General features: G+C 41.9%; 11 protein-coding genes and 2 pseudogenes. 3 read left to right on the forward strand and 10 right to left on the reverse strand.

Annotation, left to right across the window (positions count from 1 at the left end):
* Positions 1-34 precede the first annotated feature (34 nt).
* Both AB6C75_RS19445 and AB6C75_RS19450 read left to right on the forward strand, forming a co-directional pair.
* Positions 35-397, forward strand: coding sequence for an H-NS family nucleoid-associated regulatory protein (locus tag AB6C75_RS19445; RefSeq protein ID WP_069595600.1), 363 nt, complete (start codon positions 35-37; stop codon positions 395-397).
* A 242-nt stretch (positions 398-639) separates the two neighbouring features.
* Entirely contained in the window at positions 640-2,025 is a 1,386-nt protein-coding gene (locus AB6C75_RS19450) for a diguanylate cyclase (RefSeq protein WP_372108794.1), read from the forward strand.
* 77 nt (positions 2,026-2,102) lie between these two features.
* On the opposite strand, the gene AB6C75_RS19455 is transcribed toward AB6C75_RS19450, so the two are convergent.
* From AB6C75_RS19455 to AB6C75_RS19490, 8 genes and pseudogenes are all read right to left on the reverse strand, one after another.
* Complete coding sequence (locus AB6C75_RS19455; protein WP_240798311.1) at positions 2,103-2,426, reverse strand: hypothetical protein; 324 nt, start codon at positions 2,424-2,426, stop codon at positions 2,103-2,105.
* Between the two features lie 10 nt (positions 2,427-2,436).
* A pseudogene (locus tag AB6C75_RS19460) lies at positions 2,437-2,589 on the reverse strand (transposase); the annotation flags it as partial.
* A gap of 6 nt (positions 2,590-2,595) precedes the next feature.
* The gene (locus AB6C75_RS19465; protein ID WP_102258085.1) at positions 2,596-2,991 is read right to left on the reverse strand and encodes a transposase; all 396 of its coding nucleotides are present in this window, start codon (positions 2,989-2,991) and stop codon (positions 2,596-2,598) included.
* Positions 2,992-3,465: 474 nt separating this feature from the next.
* Positions 3,466-5,496: an ATP-binding protein gene (locus AB6C75_RS19470; RefSeq protein WP_371695935.1), complete on the reverse strand. Its 2,031-nt coding sequence runs from the start codon at positions 5,494-5,496 to the stop codon at positions 3,466-3,468.
* A complete protein-coding gene (locus AB6C75_RS19475; RefSeq protein WP_017097881.1) occupies positions 5,496-6,731 on the reverse strand; it encodes an ABC transporter substrate-binding protein in 1,236 nt (411 codons plus the stop codon). Before AB6C75_RS19475 ends, AB6C75_RS19470 begins: the two co-directional genes overlap by 1 nt.
* 148 nt (positions 6,732-6,879) lie before the next feature.
* Positions 6,880-8,067: an EAL domain-containing protein gene (locus tag AB6C75_RS19480; protein WP_017097882.1), complete on the reverse strand. Its 1,188-nt coding sequence runs from the start codon at positions 8,065-8,067 to the stop codon at positions 6,880-6,882.
* Between the two features lie 9 nt (positions 8,068-8,076).
* Positions 8,077-12,336 (reverse strand): CHASE domain-containing protein, encoded by a 4,260-nt coding sequence (locus AB6C75_RS19485; protein WP_372108797.1) that lies wholly within the window; start codon positions 12,334-12,336, stop codon positions 8,077-8,079.
* Between the two features lie 435 nt (positions 12,337-12,771).
* Positions 12,772-14,259: pseudogene (locus tag AB6C75_RS19490) on the reverse strand (IS3 family transposase); the annotation flags it as partial.
* A 1,421-nt stretch (positions 14,260-15,680) separates the two neighbouring features.
* Here AB6C75_RS19490 and AB6C75_RS19495 point away from each other — a divergent pair.
* Positions 15,681-16,727: a replication initiation protein gene (locus tag AB6C75_RS19495; protein WP_017099008.1), complete on the forward strand. Its 1,047-nt coding sequence runs from the start codon at positions 15,681-15,683 to the stop codon at positions 16,725-16,727.
* A gap of 191 nt (positions 16,728-16,918) precedes the next feature.
* Here the strand turns inward: AB6C75_RS19495 and AB6C75_RS19500 are convergent, their stop codons facing one another.
* Together AB6C75_RS19500 and AB6C75_RS19505 are read right to left on the reverse strand one after the other, a co-directional pair.
* On the reverse strand, positions 16,919-17,872 hold the full coding sequence (locus AB6C75_RS19500) for a ParB family protein (RefSeq protein ID WP_102258082.1): 954 nt from the start codon (positions 17,870-17,872) through the stop codon (positions 16,919-16,921).
* A gap of 1 nt (position 17,873) precedes the next feature.
* Positions 17,874-19,121 carry a ParA family protein gene (locus AB6C75_RS19505; protein ID WP_017098231.1) on the reverse strand — a complete coding sequence of 416 codons (1,248 nt, stop codon included), beginning with the start codon at positions 19,119-19,121 and terminating at the stop codon, positions 17,874-17,876.
* Between the last annotated feature and the right edge of the window lie 535 nt (positions 19,122-19,656).

Consider the following 19,656-nt stretch of genomic DNA (forward strand, 5'->3'; position numbering starts at 1 on the left):
AGCTGATCAGATCGTAGGTTCTTGATTTAGTTCCATTGAATTACGCAACAAAGCCCTTAATATCCGCTCGCTTCGGGCGTTCTCTCGTGAATTAACACTTGAGGAACTTGAAGAAGCACTTAAGAAGTTAACGACCGTCTTTCTTAAACGCCAAGAAACAAAATTCGCTGAAATCGTAAATCACATCAAGGTTGATGTTGAAGCTCTCATAGAAGCTCTATCAGGAAAATCAAAAAAGAACACAAAAGGTAAACGTAAGCCTCGCCCTGCTAAATATAGATACACCGACGGGAACGGCAGAGCACAAACATGGACTGGTCAAAGTCGCACCCCTTCCATAATTCAAGAACAGCTTGATGCTGGTAAATCACTTGATGATTTCTTGATCGCGAAATAGTCGCTTCTTTCCCCCCTCCTGCAGTAGGAAGATTTGATCTTGTTGTTAACAACAAGATCAATATTCATATAGAAACGAAACAGAAGCCTTGTTTAAGTTAGTTCGATAGGCCTGAAACCGAAGGCGGGATCCCCATCCTTATTAATGATAATATTAAACGCAGTATTTGGGAAAAATCTCCTAGATTGAATCATTATCTATAAAAGTTAAGTCCTAAGACACCCAATGAAGGCGATATATAAATGGCAAAAAAAAAACGAGCACTCACTTCACTCACTCTTTTTTACAGCCAAGTTTTCTGCAAGGTGATTGCAGCTTTGTCTGTTCTCATTTTAGCTTCCTATCTTTTTGATATTAAATGGCTCTATCGACCAACAAGCCATGGGGCAGCTACGCATCCTATAACTGCTTTTATCTTTTTACTTCTTTCTTGCGCCTGTATTTGGCGGAAAAAGAGTCTGAAGATAACCAGAAGCCTCGTAAGCCTTGCTTTTTTCATACTTGTCATTCGTTTCTCTCAACAAAGTACTGGAATTAATTTAATTGACCCTGTTCTAAGTTATTTCATCTTTTTTGATACCCCACTTCACGCAGAGTCTCCCATCGAGATGGGGTTTAATACATCAGTAATGCAACTTTTTGCTGTCATAGCCATTTTTTTCCTCTTAAATAGACGTCCTTGGTATCTAATACAAATTTTTGCCATTACCGCTATTTTCCTCCCATTTGTCTCAGCCGTTGGTTACGCTTATGGTATTGATTCATTTTATGGCCAGATGTCTCCGGTCACCACTATATTAGGGTTCTTTTTAACCATATCAATTTTTGGTCTCACAGCCCACCGAGGCGCACTTAAAACACTCTTATTACCTACTTTAGGAGCGAAAATAGCGCGTACGCAGTTAATCTTTGGGTTGTTATTTTGCCTAGCTGGCGGCTTTCTCACCACTTATATTTTGGATGATGAAACCAGCGGTTTTGCTATCTATGTAGTGGTGGTCTGTACGTATATCACCTTTACAATGCTGGCTAGTGGTATTACTTATGAGCAATTCGATAAACGTAGACGCCTCCTTGAAAAACAACTCCATAAATCCGCAATTACTGACCGGTTAACTGGATTGTATAACCGATCAGAGTTCGATCAAAAAATCCAAGCAGTATTTGAGCAACAAAACCTGAACCAGGAAATAAATAGTTTACTATTAATAGATATTGATTTTTTTAAGCAATTCAATGATACCTATGGGCACTTACTAGGGGACAAAGTTTTGCAGCTCGTCGCTAATGTTCTGAAAAACAATACACGCTCTTCTGATCTAGTTTGTCGTTATGGTGGAGAGGAATTCACTATTTTACTTCTTCAAACAGATCTTGAAATCGCCAGCAAGATCGCTGATAACTTAAGAATATTGGTGAGTGAACAAAACCTCACAGCCCCCCTAGAATACGAATCAGATCAGCAAGTGACCATCTCTATAGGATGCGCTAGCCTCTCACAAGCGGAGACAGTCAAAGAGGTGATTAAGCTAGCGGATAATGCTTTATATGAAGCAAAGAAACAGGGGCGAAATAGAATATGTCTCGCTCACGATAAGAGTGAACGCAAAACTTATGACAATTTTTAGCGGCATCGAGAAATCCTAAGAGCGGTTTTGTTGCGTAATTAAATTTAGAGATAGAGCTACCCCGTTTCGCATGCTTTTTAGTCAATACGACAAGTTTCAGGCATACCTAACCCAGTAAGCTTGTTCAACGCTTTTATCATCGCGTAAGTTTCACCCACCTGCGCATTGTAATTTCTTAAGCTCAATCGCCCTCCTAGCAACTGTTTAACTCGATACATCGCTGTTTCTGACAGTGAACGTCTGTGGTATCCATACCGCTCTTTCCAATACTTATGTGAGCCGTATAACTTCTGGCAACCCACGGCGAGATTTTGGGGGTGACCACGCTCCCAGAAGGTTGTTCCTTCTGACTCGCTTAATCTTAATAGCTGCGTGCCACGCTCTCGTGTCGTGAGCGCCATCACCAGACACCTCAAGGAGGCTTCGGCGTGTTTGTTTCAGTAAGTTAGGGAGGACTTCTCCATCTGTAACCGTCGATAAACTTAGCTCGGCTGCAATAATTTCATGAGTGCTTGTATCGACTGCAATATGTGCTTTCGCCATAAACCTTAAGGCCAGTAACATCAGTGGCTAGGTGCTGTATTGCTCCTTAAATGAGACCCCAACTTGCTTAGCTCTACGCTGATGCAGGTGTAATGTGGACAACTTAATGGAACATGGAAATCTAAATAGCGAGTCGACAAATCCTTGTAGCGCTCTCAGTGGCATAGAAAACACGCGTTTCACCATGAGTGCTGTCGTGATAGCCAAATCACTGAACCGACGTGGTCTCCCGCGCTTATTCTGTTTGCTTTGCGCCCAACCGCTTATCGCCTCTTCATCAAACCAAAAGGTCAGAGAACCACGGTTAATGAGTGATTGGTTGTATTGCTTCCAGTTGGTTGTTTTGTAAAGAGGTTTAGGAATAGGGCTGCGAGAGAGAGTGGATGTAGCTGACCAGATCGTAGGTTCTTGATTTAGTTCCATTGAACCACATTGGTTATATACTTACTCATAGCAAGCTACCCGCTCAAGCGTATGTGTTTAGCGCTGCCAATATTCAACGAGTCATGAAGAATTAAGGAATTAGCTGCCAAACCGCTACAATGACACTCGCTTCCAAAAGCAAAAGGTTCTCTATTTAATAAAAACTGCGGTTTATTTGCTTGGTTCCGAAATAATGTTTCACGAGTAAAAGCCTAAGTTAAACCGGATAACCAAACTCGGCGACAAGTATGTACACTATAAGCTCATGGCGTTAGAACAGCGATTGTCAATCTTTTTGGGGGAAAACTGAGACAATGGTGTCGAGGAATTTTAGAAAGAGCTGGGCAATAGTGACCTCCCCGCAAAAACGCCCGGAGCATAAGATTACTGTTACACAACCAAACTGAATATGAAAACTATGCTTTTTATACCTAACATTTCTCTCTGTGCCCAAAGCTAGTCATGCAGATTAATTTATGGACTGTTGGCCTTTTCTACAGCTTGGTTTGACAGATATTGATTAAAGACCGAATCTAACACCCCCTCATTGACTGGTTTTGTGATGATTTCTGCGCAGCCAACCTCACGCATTTTAGTTAGGTTTTCCTCGAAGGCATCAGCGGTACAAGCGATGACGATGCTATCACTATAGGGTGAAGATAAAGCCTTAATACGTTTCGTAGCCTCAGTACCATCCATAATAGGCATATGGTTATCCATCATGATTACGTCATAAAAGGTTCTGCTCGCTTGCTCAAAACCTTTTTGTCCGTCAAGGGCAATATCACACTTAAAACCTCTTTTCTTTAGGAATTTAGATAGGATGATGCTATTTACACGATTGTCTTCAACAATCAAAGCTTTCAACCCTTCGCCATTAAATAACTTCATTGGTTCATTTATTTGCTCTCTAGGCTGTGATACAACTTTGACAGGCACGCAAATGATAAAGCGTGTCCCTACACCTACTTTACTTTCCAAGTTAAGCGTGCCATGCATAGTATCTACGAGCTTGGAAATAATAGTTAAGCCAAGTCCAGTCCCGCCAAATTTACGCGTAGTTTTCCCATCGCCCTGAGTGAATGGGTCAAATATCGTTGCTTGTTTCTCTGCGGGGATACCAATTCCCGTATCAGACACCTTAATTTCTAGATAATCGTTGTTATTCATTTGCGTGAGCCGGGTAGAAAAATGGATCTCCCCTTTTTGAGTAAACTTCCACGCATTATTGAGAAGATTAAGAGCTATCTGTGCTAACCGGGTCTCATCGGCAACTAGGTGTATTGATGTTTCAGAATAGGCCGTTCCTTCAAACGTTATACCTTTATCTAAGCATAAGGGTCGATAACTATTTTCAATTTTATTGTGTAGGTCAGCCAGTTTAAATTCAGAAAGATTAAGCGTCAGCTTACCAACCTCAATTTTAGAAAAATCTAGTATATCGTTGAGAATTGAGATCATATGGTGCCCGGAAGAGAGCAAGGTTTGTTCAAGCTCATGACGCTCATCTTTATTTTTACACTGTGTCAGCAGTTGAGCTGCCCCCAAAACCCCGTTCATAGGGGTTCTCAATTCATGACTAATAGAGGCTATAAATTGTGATTTAGCGACACTTGCGGTTTGGGCTTCAATGGCTACTTTTTTTAATCGGCGCTCAGACTTTTCTAGTGACTGATAAGGAGAGATGAGGAGCTTTTTACCTGTAAAATAGACCAATATATATGTCAACGCACCAGCTATCGATAACGCAATGATGAGTGAACGGATAAATTGGTTACGATTGTTTTGATAGATAGCAGGGTTAATACTGTAAACTAAATCCAAGTCGTATCTAGGGAGGTATGTTGTATGTTGCGTCCAATCAATTGGGGGAGGCATACCCCAACTATTATCGCTTTGAATTAAACTTACTTGATATTGTTCGGAGAACCTCAACGGTGATAAAAAGGCGTCAATATCAAATGGCTTCACATACACAAGTAAACCTTCTAGAAAACCGTTGTACAGTATTGGAAGAGCAACCATTAAGTTATTACTATCATCTTGAAAGGTAAATACCCTAAACACACTCGATAGATCTCCTTGTTCAATCTTAGTGTGCAGTTGAGCGAACAGTTCATCCGGTAAGGTTAACTCTTGATAAATTGGGTCACCAAGAATATCCAAGATCACAATATAGTGCTTACCCGTCACTGGTTTCACGATTGCTAGTCTATCACTAATCTCTTGTGGTGTAGCACCCCCCCCTAAAGCGGTAGAAATCACCACTTGATGTGAGGCAATTTTCATCGCTAAATTTTCGGTATTATTCAGGGATTGGCTAATATAACTCTCTGCCGTACTTAGTTTAATTGAGGTATTGATTTTCTCCAGGTTTCTTATTGATTGCTGAGCTTGCTGCTCTAAAAGTCCATAAGTGATAAGAGCGAACACAACCATCGAGATAAACAAAAATACACCGTAAAGCTGAATACCACTGAGTTTTGGTCGAGTTTTATAGATCATTAATCTGCCTTATTAATCTTAGCTGAATCTAACAGCTTGATGGCTCCCACTTGAGTGTACCTCGCCATGCACAAATCATCGGCTCCTAGCGCCTCATGAGCATCAGGATGTGCCACGTCATAAACGCTAAATGGTTGTTCATACGTCTTTAGCAAACCTTGAACCGGTGTGTCCATCTGCTCCAACGCCAGCTTAAGTAGCTGTCGATTATTCACCATATCATCGGTGAGGGTGATACTTTGTGCGGCTTGAATAAATACTTTAGCCAGATCATAGCCATGCACAAAGCCAGCTGGGGCGTCAATAAAATCATTTGTAAACTTATCAGGGAATAGCGCCGTAGCTTGGCGGTATACCTCCTTCGATAGATCGTTCTCCGGAGAGCTATAAAAATTAAAACAAGATTGAACAAAGCTTAAGGCAGTTCTCTGGCGAGCATCAAATGAAACTCGCTGAGAGAAACCACCTCCGGTGATCCCCCAATGACTGAAAATTTTTGGTGGTTGTTCAAGATCAGAGAGAGCTTTGACTAATAAGGGGCCTTCTCGTGAATTCCCTACAAACAGGACACATTCAACGCCGGTTCGATTAAGATCGGCGGCTATCACACGAGCCAGAGCCTCGTCAATTCCCCAATTAAACCAAGTAACCCGAGCTTTTAAGTGTGTGCTGTGGTCGGCTACTGATTGGAAAATCGTTTTGTAATTAGACTTACCCCAAGGCGTTTTTTCTAATAATAAGTCAACAGATTGGCAACCATTATTGATTGCTGTTGAGACCAGTTTCCCCCCAACTTTTGTGTCGTCAACAGAGAGGCGAAATACGAAATTCTTCTCAGACGGGTAGCGAGTTATAGGACCGCCTGCAGCCCATGGCACCAAAATCAACAGTTCACTTTCATTGATATAATCGCGATATTTTATCAGGGGGGAAGAATGCAACCCGGCGAAGAAAACAATTCCATTAGGGTCTTTCTGGTAGCGCTGCATATTGAGCTTGCTTCGCGCCGTATTCCCACGATGGTCAAGTACTTCGAACTCTACTGGAATGCCAAAAAGTTGATTACCATGCTGAGAAAAAGCCGTTTTTACACCCATTTCTATTGCCTCCGCTGAGGCTAGATGCACGGTTCGATCCGAGTCTAGATATACTTTGAGAACAGAAGGGGCTGTTATAGCTGGCGTAGAGCCAACCACAAATAAGCCGATGACTGTAGATTTAAGCCATTTTTTCATTCCGTAGCCCCCTTAATATAAGTTATTGTTTTATTTATGATTTGAATTCTAGACTAGATATTTAGACTTGCAAATGATTTAGGAGGAAAAGTACGGAAGAGGTGCATAAGTGATTCAATATTGACACCATTTACTCTTGAATTGAGGGTTAGCTCTCGACGCCTTCCCATTCATCTAACCATCGAGATAAATGATTTTCAGACATTGGCTTGGCAATAAAGTAACCCTGTGCGACATCACACCCTATCTTACGTAAATACACCCAATCCTCAAGATCTTCCACTCCCTCAGCCACGGTCTGCATTCCTAATTGCTGGGCCATCTTGAAACTGGCTTCAAAAATCACGCGTAAAGACTTATTTTTATGGGCCCCATGCACAAAACTTCGGTCGATCTTAAGCTCACTGAATGGAATATCTCGTAACTGGGCCAACGAGGAATACCCCGTCCCAAAGTCATCAATAGATAAAGCAACACCTTTAAGTCGCAGTCGTGTCAGGATGTCCAACGCTAACTGCCGATCATTCATCAGCCGGCTTTCCGTTACTTCCAAGACTAAGTTTGACAATGGGACTCTAGCCTCATGTGCAATGTTTTGAATCTTATCTGGAAACTCCAAGGACGTCAGACTTTCCATTGAAATATTGATTGACATACAAAGCTTTGCGCCCACAGATTGCCAACGTTTGCTCTGTTCCAGAGCATTAGCTAAGACAACCATCGTCAAGTCATCTATCAGTCCATACTCTTCAACAAGTGGGATAAATTTATCAGGTAACACTAGGCCATCTTTAGGGTGTTGCCAACGTACCAAAGCTTCTACACCGACAATTTCACCATCTCGAAGCCTGACCTGTGGTTGGTAGTAATTGATTAGCTCACCTTGTTGAATAGCTCGACGCAGATCAGCTTCAGAATACTCTTTCAGGTCATCAAAACATTCCGTCTCTAGATGAGCGGCCTGATGCTCAATAATTTCTTTTAACTGAGTGGGACTAAAAGGCTTATGGAGACAACCAAAAATATTAAGTTGATAAGTGGTTGCCAGCTTTTTAGCACTGTCTAGAATGGCTTGTTCTTCACCACTCATCAAAATAACACCTCCCTGGTAGCCTATACGCCCCAAGTGACGGACAAACTCTACTCCGTCCATCTTTGGCATCTGCAGATCACAAAAAATTAGTTCTACCTCTTCAGGATGCATTTCTAATTTTTGAAGAGCATCAACAGCATGTTCATATTGATGAACAACAACCTTTTCATTCACAAAATCCTTTAATTGATGAGCAAGCAACTTCATTAAAAACGGCTCATCGTCAATCAACATTATCGCCATACACTTCTCCTATATAATTTTTTTATCAAGGTAGCAGATCACTTCCTCTTCCGTCTCTGCAAAACACTTATCTAACAGAGTCATGGTCAACTCCACCACTGCGACATCACCTATAGTACAAGCATTTTCAAGCTCGGCACACAAGTCACCTAATCTCATCGCGCCCACTGAACGAGATGAAGATTTGAGCTTATGAGCGATACTGCTCACTTCTCTAATATCCTTAGCGGAAGAAGCGGCTCTTAACTGTTCCTGCTGTCTTGTCATTAAACTCAAAAAATCAGTCAAAAAATCACACATAACAGCTGGCTCATTTCCGACAAGCTCAGCGAGCTTACTGACAGTCAATATTTCAGAGTCCCTAGGCTGTTCCTCTTCAAGTAATCCAAGTTCAGGCACTCCATTCTGGTTGGGCAACCATGTTTCAAGAGCCTCTTTAAGTAAATGAAGCTGGACAGGTTTTGTAAGGTAATCATTCATTCCTACCGCCTTGGCTCGACTCTTTTCACCTCTCAAAGCGTTGGCTGTCAAAGCTAGGATAGGTTTTTGTGCCCTCTCCAAGTTATCCTGTCGTATCGCTTCCGTTAATGCATAACCATCCATTTCCGGCATATGTAAATCCGTTAATAGCAACGCATAACTTCCCTCTTGCCAAAGTTGATAAGCCACCAATCCGTTCTCAGCAACCTCTGCCGCATAACCTAGTAGACTCAACTGTTTAAGGATGACTTTTCGGTTGATGCTATCATCCTCTGCAACCAAGATTAACCGTCCTTCTGCACGGGCTTGTGCCACACTCGGTGCCGCAGTTAACGGCAGAGACTCTTCCCCCACTTGATCAAGTATTATTTCAGGCGAAACAATTCCGGCAGCCACTGAAACAGACTGTAAAAACTCTTTTCGCCGCAATAGGTTACAATTTAGAGCAACAAATTCAGGGGATTCAAATTTCAGGGGCCGAGGCTGATCTCGAGTCATCAACAAGTGCCTAATATACCCACTTTCAATTCGTGAACTTTTCAATGTTTTCAGAAAAGCGATGGTAAGTTCCGGGACATGTTTTTGCGGACCAATAATTATAACGACAACCTCTTCAAGCAACTCAGCAATACGTAACGCTTCGGAATGGGTGCTAACAACTTGAACATTAGCACCCGAATGCTCGAGGTAAACTCGTAGAGCGTCAGTATCAAATACTGAGTTCTCAACTAGGATACACTTTGTCTCTGAGAGTAACGATAAAGGTGGTATGATCTCTTTCTGATAAATTGCCAAAGGTAAGCTAACTGTGAACGTAGAGCCTTCTCCTAACTGACTGTTTACTTTAATATCTCCGCCCATTAAGTCCACTAAGCGCTTCGAGATCGCCAATCCTAACCCAGACCCCCCAAAACGACGCGTTGTGGATGACTCCGCTTGAGAGAAAGAAGTAAATAACATAGCTAAGGCATCCGACGATATTCCAATGCCGTTATCCTCGATATTGACAACCATTTTATTATCAACAATGTTCACGCGGACTGAGACGTCTCCTCGTTTTTCCTTACGACCACCACTAAACTTAATTGCATTACCAATTAAATTATAGAAAATTTGCCGCAACCGGATTGGATCAGACAAAATATAACTTGGAAAAATCGGGGCAATAAATAATTGCAAGTCAACCTCTTGCTTCTCAGAAACGGAGACAAGCGAGGAGCATACCCCTTCTATAAGTTCTTCGACAGATACCGGAAATTTTTCAAGATCTAGCTTACCAGCTTCAATTTTTGAGAAATCTAAAATATCATCGATGAGCCTCAGCAGGGCAAACGCAGAGTCATGAATAGTTTTAACTTCATCAACTTGATGGCACTCCAGCTGACTGTGTGACAAAACCTCTAACATACCAATAACCCCGTTCATTGGCGTCCGTATTTCGTGGCTCATTGCCGCCAAGAAAGCCGATTTAGCATGGCTTGCTTGTTCCGCCTCAATTCGAGCTTGCTCTAGCTTTTCATTTGTTGACCGTAATGACGCTGTGCGTTCAGACACCCGTTGGGCAAGTTTTTTACGCTCCTGCTCTATGACAAAATTGGCCGCTTTTTGCTGCTTGGTTGCCTCCTCAAGTTGTCGTAAAGCCTGATGACGTTCGGTTACGTCCCTAACCATTGAAATACAACGCCTTTTCCCTCCAGGTAGAAAAATGTACTGAAGATTGACTTCGACTGGAATGAGATGACCATCTTTATGTTTATGAACAGTAGAAATATGGACAACCTGCTGTTCGCCATTTAACAAGGGTTCAAGCAACTTCCGGTAACGGTTTTCATCGAACTCAACTTTGAAATCAACGGCAGTAAGATCCAACAACTCTTCTCTGGAATAACCAAGTTGACAAACGGCACCTTCATTAACATAGCTGTGGCGAAGCGTTTCTGGATCAAAGATAAATGCCCCATCTTCAATGGCATTCAGCATAGCCATCGCTTCTTTATTTTTCCTCTCTGACTGAACACGCTGGGTAATATCCCGAATAGCGACGGCCACCTGCAAGCCCTTTTCCGACTCAACAGGGCTTAAACTAATGTCAACCGGAAAATCAATCCCCCCTTTACGTCTAGCCATGGTAGAGAGTTGCTCAACACGAGCTCCTTCACCCAATTCTTCATTCTCGAAGAAAGAGCTATTGATATTTGAATAAATACCAGGTAAAAATCGATCTATTAATTGGCCTTTAAGTACATCTTTCCCCCAATTAAAAACAACCTCAGAATGGCTGTTGGCCTGAGTAATACAACCCCCCCTCTCTATTATCAGTATGGCATCAGGTGCAAACTCAAAAATATCAATGAAACGACGTTCATGACGCCTATTTTCAGTTACGTCGTGCATAGCAACCACAGCACCTAGGCGCTTACCATCGAGATCACAAATCGGAGCTCCACTGGCCAAGACGAAGCGGGGACTTTGACCATTAGCGATTATGCAAAGTAGATCATTTTGAATATGCTCACCATTAAATGCTCTAAGCAACGGTATGTTTTCTTTCGCCATCGGTGTTCGCCCGTCACCTTCATATAAATTGTAATAATTACTCCAGAGTTCGGGGGGAATCTGTAATGGGTCAGATCCATGCCACTCTCTTGCTGTACGGTTAAATAAAGTTAAATTTCCGTCCGCGCCACAAGCCACCACCCCTTCACTCAAACTCTCTAAAAGCATTCGATTGAGCTCTTCTTGTCGCTTTAGTTCTTGAGTGCGTTCATTAACACGATTTTCTAACTCCTGGTTTAGGCTCTTAAGGGATCCTTCGGCTTCTCTCCTCGCCGAGGCCTCATGATGCAGCTTTTCAGTTGTTTGATGTGAAACAATCAACATCCGAAAAAGGAAAAAAAACAGAATACTTAAGAGCCCCCCAGTTCCAGCAACAATACGAGGCAGCGAAAAATCGAGACCGGCTTCAAACACGGGGGTAGAAGTATAGATGATCGTCCAATCTCGACCTGCAACATTAATCACCTCCGAGCGTCGAAATGTCGATATGAATTGCTCGTCCACAATACTTAAGGCGCTATTCCCGTCATACAGCAAACTATTAGGGGTGTCTTCTGCGCCATCATATAACCGAAAGCTTACCGTTGAGACGTTAGATTGAAGGATACCTTGCATGAGATCTCTTGCGCGGAATGGGCTGTAAACATAACCAACAAAGGCCTCCCTTCGCTCTTCAACTGTATCAGGGGAATAAAGCGTTTTGTAGATAGGTAAATAAAGCAAAAAACCAGCTTGTTTATCCTCAGTAATCTCCTGAACTAACTCAACCCTACCGGATAAAGCAGCTCTTCCTGTATCTCTTGCCGTAGACATAGCCTGACGCCGAACGGCTTCAGAATACATGTCAAAGCCAAATGCCTGCCGGTTGCGAGCATCAAAAGGCTCCAAATAGATAATGGCCGTGTATTCATCTCGCGCCCCCTTAGGTTTAATCTCATACTGAGGAAAACCTTCCGCCCGAACTTGCTGCACATGCGCCTCTTTATCTCGCGCCGAAATAGGAATTGAAACACCAATCCCCTGTATACCAGGATAATGCAAGCCAAGATTTAACTTATCGATATAATTCGCCCACTCCTCACGATCGACCTGTTCAGAAGCAGCAAATAGAGCAACGCCCCCTGAGAGGGCCTGTTGATAATTCAACATGCGATTTTGAATCAACGCTTTAACGTCTTGGGTATAATTAGTAAAACGGCTTTCAGCATTGCGTTCAACATAATTTCGTGCCATAGACCAACACGCTATTGTTGCACTGAGTGACAATATTAATATACTTAAAGATAGCTTTATGGCCCGAGGCTTCCCAGTCATACATACTCCAAATCAACGATTGACGACACGAATTCTTACGAAACCAGTAAAAGGACGAACAAACTAGAACCTAATTAATGTAAATATTAATGTAAATATTAATGTATATCCACTAGTTGTAGTACAACACCAAACATAAGGAAAGGGCTCTATCCGCTTAGATGAGCTTGATTGATTGGTAAAAGTTAGAGTGAGTTTCTAGGATTGAATTTTGTCTAATCTTCAATTTAAAGGGGATTGTCGCACTTATTATCTGAAATCGGGTGTAAACGAAATTCCATATTGATAATCTACAAAATTATAGCCTTGGGATTCCGGTGTTTTTCAAGGTAGTTGTCATCATTTTCTTGCTTATTAAGCAGCTTCTCTTTCTGGATTTAGGTGAATGTCACCAACAGGCGCACAGTTCCTGATATCACCAGACCACCGCTCAAGCTTTCGCTGTTTTTCTGCTAGCAATACCTCTACACGACGCTTCAAGATATCTTTATCTTTTCCATTGTGACGCTCTGAAGGCGTGACGTGACGTAATTTAGCTTACTCTGCTTATGCTCGGTGTTGTACCAGCGTACGAAGGCTTCAACCCAACTTCGACTACTATCGATTGTTTCAAAGCCCTTTGCTGGCCAGCTTGGCATGTACTTTCCTGTACGGAACAATGACTCGACATACGGGTTATCATCACTGACTCTTGGCCGGCTATACGATGAGGTAATACCTAACTCTTCCATTTTTGCTTTAAACGTCAGCGACTTCATCGGTGCACCATTATCTGAGTGAAGAACCAGTGCTTGATTGAAGCATTGCTCTCGCATCAACGTTCGTTGCAGAAGTTGTGACGCCAGCTCACCGCATTCATGCTCATACACTTCATAACCAACAATTTTTCGACTGTAGATATCCTCAATGACATACAGGTAATAGTGTTGGCCTCGAACCCTTGAAGGTAAGTTATTGATATCCAATGCATAAAATTGGTTCGAGTCCGTCGCTGTGTAACTGGTTGGCTTCGTTTGCTTCTGTCTGCTCCGCTGACGACCTCGTTTGTGAAGTTGCCCCTGCGTACTCAGCACTCAATAGTAGATCGACTCAGAGGCGATATACTCACCTCTCTCAAGCAGTGTCAGGACGATTTGAGTTGGAAGCAAGCTTGCGAACTCAGAGCGGTTACACACCTCACGCTCTTCCTGCGACAGCTTGTTAGCAGGCTCTGGTCTGATGCATATGGCCTTTTGTCAGCTTGGACTTCACCTTGCTGATACCAGCGACGATACGTTCTCAAGTCAATTTGAACTTCATGGCAAGCTGGCTCTAAACGGCATCCGCATTGCTTCGCTTCAAGGATAATCGTCACTATGGTCTGCCTTTCATCGGTTGAGGTTAGTCGTCCTCTGGCTCTTCCCCGTAAAAGGCTCTCAGCTTTTTTCTTAGTACCAAGAGGGCGGCCGTTTCAGCGAGTGCTTTTTCTTTGAGTCGTAAATCTTTCTTCAACTCTTTGATTTCAAGTTTGTCAGCTTTAGCCTGCTTCTTTGCTTCAGCTTCCCGCTCTTTACTCGACTTAAACCCTTGCATACATTCGCGGCGCCAGCTTTGGATTTGTTCTGGAAAAAGACCTTTTTCACGATCATATTGGTTGAGTTCACTTTCTGTCATTGAGTAGGTTTTAGCGATAATGGCAAGTTTAGTTTGAGCAGACCACTGCTCTGATGAAGTGTTGGTATTTGGGACGGCGGCTCCTGAATGTCTGAGTTGCTGGCGCCAATGATACAGGGGCGCAGTGCTAATTCCTTCGTCTTCTGACACTTCTTTAACTGACATCGAATATGGAGGTAATAGCTTCTTTTCTTTCTACTGAGATACGAGACACAATTACTCTTTATCGCCCAAACTGGTTAAATTCTAACAGTGACAACTACCCTGCCAGATAGAGATAGCGTACGGTTTCTAGAATGACTTCAGAGGGAAAGTGGCAGCCTTTAAACATGACGATTCAGAGTGTTGAGTGGAAATTGAACAAATCCTAACCTAAAGCTTCAAAGTTTGCGATAGAACCATTTTCAGGTTGTCGAAGAATTGTGTGGGCAAGTTGATGTGGAAGTTGGCCATATTTCAGCAGATAAAATATACGATACCGATGACGTCTATGACGCATTAGCGAGCGAATTTCCAGAAACTGACATAGCGATTCCTCCCAAAGAAAATCTGTATGCTGACGACGCTCATAACCCTAAAAGGGTGAGCAATTTGGTGGTGTACTCTGCATTAAGTCCCACGCGCAGGCAAAAGACAAAGCAGTATGGAAAACGGAATGTCTCAGATAATGCAATGTAGCGTTACAAAACAATTATTGGCCCCAAATTACACAGTAGAGACTTTAACAATCAACAACAGGAAATGATGCAAGCGGCATCAATATTAAATCGATTTATGCAGCTTGGTATGACCGATAGCTATCGAGTCGCCTAATGACATCAAAAGACAAAGTGGGTTGATTACGGAAACAAAGCCACTCAGAAGTGGCTGATGAACCGTACTTTTTGTCGCCCCAATATACAACGAGATTAAAAGATCTCCCTCAGATCATATATTGAAGGTTTCTAAACCTAGATTTGTGTATGGACAACTTTCGTGAGGAACGAGCGAATAGTTGTCCATACACAAATCCGACAAAGCAACGCCAAAGCGTTGCCCGTCAGGTTTATGCGTTCGTTACTCTCTATGGCACCAATACTTACGGAAATTGGAAGTCCGTAGTAGGAAAGTAGAAAAACATTGATCGATGAACGTTAAGCTAGTTTTTCTAATATTCTTTATTTTATGTGGATAAGTAGTTTTTTTATTTAATAAATTGAGTTTATCCACATTATCCACAATCTCTATAACAGTATATAACCTCTATATGATCTATAATTTATATAAGATCTATAATTGCTAAAAAACACTTTAAAATCATAATGATATTGAGGTTTTGGCAACATATTATTAGTGTGATTGATCTTGTAGTTAGTCTTGTTGATCTTTTAATTAGTCTGGGGGTAACAAGAAATTAGTGTTATTGATCTAAATTTTAGTGTGAAGGTTACATTTTTTTAGTGTCCAAACAGACTTTATCCCATAAGTCTTGATATTGAGTGTTTCATTTTAGTATTTCTATTAAGGTTACAGGAATTTAGTCTAAAATTGTGAATTACGTTCTTGAGGTTACTGAAATTTAGTCTTATCCTTGTACTACACTAATAATCTGTTACCTGAAACTAATTACTATGACTGACCATCGACAGTTGATCACAACTGAAGACTACCGTGAATTGCCTAATGACTTTTTTAAGAAAAGCCATGCTTTAGTTTTTAGCCAGCTAGGACTGACGGCGAGAGAGCATGATACATTTGCACTCTTCCTCTCTCGACTACACGAAGACCATTGGGTTGCGTATCAGGAAGGTCGACACGTATACGCACCTGAATATACGTTTCAATCTGAAGTGTTAAAGGAGTGGTTTGGTCTTTCAGCAAAGCAGCTTTATCCAACATTAAAGCCTATGGCTAAAAGGCTCTCATCGCGCAAAGTAGGCTTAATGAACGATGCTGATCAAGAATTTGATTTTATGCCTCTTTTTAGTCGAGTTGCGTATAAAAAAGGGGCGCTAATTATGGTGCCTAACGCTGAATTAATGGATGCTTATCTTGCTCAGTCAGCTGGCCACGCTCAAATTAACCATTTATCTTTTCGTAGTTTGAAGTCAGAACATTCTAAGCGCCTTTACACTATTCTATCTCGCTTTAAAAAGCCTGGAATGAAGTTGCATGAGCAATCGATAGCGCAATTACATGGTTTATTCGGTCTCTTAGATGAGCAAGGGAAGTTAACCAAATCCAGTTATACCAACAACAAGGTCTTCATGGAACGATGTATTCGTAAGCCAATCGAAGAGCTTGCTTCTAACGAAGAAGTGAGAAAAGAGCTAAGCTTTTTGGTTGATGAAGAGTCTGGATCGTATGGTTATAAAGCTCGTTATCGAGGAAAGAGTATTGTTGCGCTTGAGTTCCTTTTCCAATGGAAGCAAAAAAGTGACAATAAAGGTGAGGCATTGGAAAGAGCAAAGTTAGCTGAAGAGCTAGCACCTGATAACCCGATGTTAAAACTCGCAAAAGAAGCCTTTAATATTGTACTTTCATACCCTGTCAATGGTGAGTTAAGTAAACACCATAAACTCGCCATTGAAAGTGTTAGGATGGGTATTATCGTAATGCCTGCAGATATGCAGTTTGATTCTATTTTCTATCACAGGTTAGAGTTAATGGAATTATGATTTTCAGGTAACAGATTTTTAGTGTTTTGCAGCTAACACTAAAAATTTGTTACCTTCAGTGATACTGATCTCAAGTTTTATATTCATCAACTTTGTTATGACATCTAAATAATGAGGTGGTTTGTTGTTCATAGGGCAAAACAACCCCCATTGTCCCCATTAAAAACCCCGCTCATTGGCGGGGTTGTTATTTACTTATCTTGCACTTTTTCAGAAACAAACCGTATGATATCGTCATACACATCAACGGGCAATCTACTCAATTCAATCTTAAGCCCCCGCTTATCACTGCTGTGAGATACCTTTGCATACTTGTTCTTGTCATCGAACAGCGCTAATGGTTTAGTCTTCCAGCTTATTTTATCTTTACCCTTTAAAAGCTTCGACTCCATCTGAGCAAGAACTTGCTTTTGTTTATCTTCTACAGAGACTAAATTATCTACATCCACCTTAAGTGAACTGATGAAATGTGCCGTTGTAGTACCTTCTTTATCTAACTGCTTTTCCACTTTAGCCAGCTTAGCGTAGTAACCATTTGGGATCCCTTCGCAATCAGGAAAGACCTCAATCAAACGCTGATCAACTGATGCTGCAGCAAAGCGCTTTCGGCAAGTTTCACGTCCAATATTCAGATAGTCAGCTAGTTCATCGAGCTTCGTAAAGCCTTGTGCTTGCATCACGCTTTTGTAATCAGCTCCCAATTCTCGGTAAGACAAGCGCTTTACAGATTGAGTAGTTTGAATAAAAGCGAGCAAATCAGCTTGGTCGATCTCCCCTTCAATAACCCATAGAGGTAAATCTTTTTTAGCATGGATGCAAGTGAAACGGCGACGTGAGCTATCAAGTAACTGGTAAGTGCCCTGCCCGTCTTTGGTCGCGACGCCTTCAGTATGTACGCCCTCTTCCTGAACGCTTGGTAATATATCACGCACAGCATCAAGCGTAAGCGAATCTTGGCGACGTGGATTTAAAGGGTGAATTGCAGTTTTAACTTCAAGTTCATCTGATTTAACCACCACTCTTTCTGCAGTGGCTGTTTTACCGCTAGCAAACGTGAATGTTTTTTTAGGGGGTTCGGCTTTAACTCGTTTTCCTAATTGATTGCCTTGGTTAAAGCCGGTTCGCTTGTCTTGAGGTCGTAACATGTTATAGCCCTTTTGTTGCTAGCTGCTTAATTTCAGTGATGAATTGGTGGTACACGGCATTCACCGATGTCATAGCTAAATCAAATTGTTTACCACTACAAATCTGCTCTGATTTTCGAATATCCAGTACTGTACGGTTGCTTTCCGCAGCCGCGACAAACGCTTCAGAGTGACGGATCGCTGTTGATAATAAATGCCCTTGCGCCGCACGCAGCAATTTATCAAACACTTTAACTTCATGAGCGCTCTTCTCATCGAAGTTCACTGGAAGCAATTTAGCCCACTTTAAATTTTTTCCTTGTGATGGTAATGCTCTAAATGTACCTGGCATAGTGGCCATGTAGTTACTCGTTGAGGCAAAATCAAACTCTCGTGGGGTGACTGGAATCAAGACCGCATCAGCCGCCTCATTCACTGCCCAGAGAATTGGAGAGTTCTGTGGGGGCGTATCGATGAAGATTAGGTCGTACTCTTCTTTAAGTATGGGTAAGATTTTTTCACGCAACACACTCAGCAAATTCCGTTGACCTATTTCATCTTGCCCCCAGTAAGAATCGACAAAGCGTTCGTCTGATGGGAAGGCAGGAATCACATCTAAGTTAGGGAGGTGAGTCTTAAACGGAATCGCTTTAACTAACTCGTCATAACGGTAGTCATTAAGGTATTGAGAAAAATCACCTTCGGGCTCTTGGCCTGCTAGCGCGATATCAACAGCTGTCATGTAGACTGATTCATCGTCGGCTTGATGAATCAGGTTTTGGCCTGTTGAGCCTTGGGGATCTAAATCTATCACTAGGCAGCGTGCATTAAGATTAAGATCAAGCGCAGCAGTGGTCGCTAGGGTTACTGTCGTGGTGGATTTGCCAGTGCCCCCTTTATGGTTTTCCACTACAACGGTTGTCGGTTCAAAGCGCTGGTTGTACTTAGGAAAGTTCATGAACTCCATCATATTGGCGACGTCGAAGCGATTATACAGGTGAGTGCGTCCTTGGATAATAGGAGCGCCAACGACGCCCTGCTCGGTTGCTTCATCTATTCTAGAATTGAAGGTCACACGAGATAAGCCAAACAGCTCTTGAAGCTCTTTCTTCTTCAATGAGTGATTATAGATAAGCCTATCGACACTCCCCTCAATTTCTGTATCAGTTACTTTGATCTGCATACGCTCTTTGATAACGGCTTTCAGATCTGATTGCTCTTGCTGCATACGTTCACAAACAAGTTCTAATGAATCGATGATGGTGGTCATTGGGTGCCCTTAATGCCTTAATCTTATATAACCAATATAAAGCACTAAAGATGGAAATTAAACCTTTAAAGAATATTTTTAATTAATAAAGGTTTAAGTTTGATGGGTATCTAAACGGGGACAATGGGGGTTGTTTTCAAAAAAACCTTATCAAATCACTCTGAATATTATTCTTTCATCTGGTTTAACAGTGGTGGTGCACGAGACTTAATTAAGGGTAATAAGTACGCATTTGAGAGAGCACTAGACGTGATTTTAAAAGAGCGATCTGCTTATCGGCGTTGGGAAATTTAAGCAGGTCCGCTTTTAATAGCGGTCTACCAGTAATAGTCGGTGCTCTATTTACGGTTGAATCCAAAGGATTATTCAACGTATTGAATAAACTTAAATAACGAGATTAACCTTGTTATTCTTAGCGTGTTCAAGTCACGCCTTAATTGTTAATTATGTTTGGGCTGGGGCGCGGTTGTATCACCTTGACGGCTTTGTTGCGTAATTCAGTGGAACTAAATCCAGAACCTACGATCTGATCAGC

The organism is Vibrio sp. 10N.237.312.B06, assembly GCF_041464685.1.
Classification (GTDB): Bacteria; Pseudomonadota; Gammaproteobacteria; order Enterobacterales; family Vibrionaceae; genus Vibrio; species Vibrio tasmaniensis_A.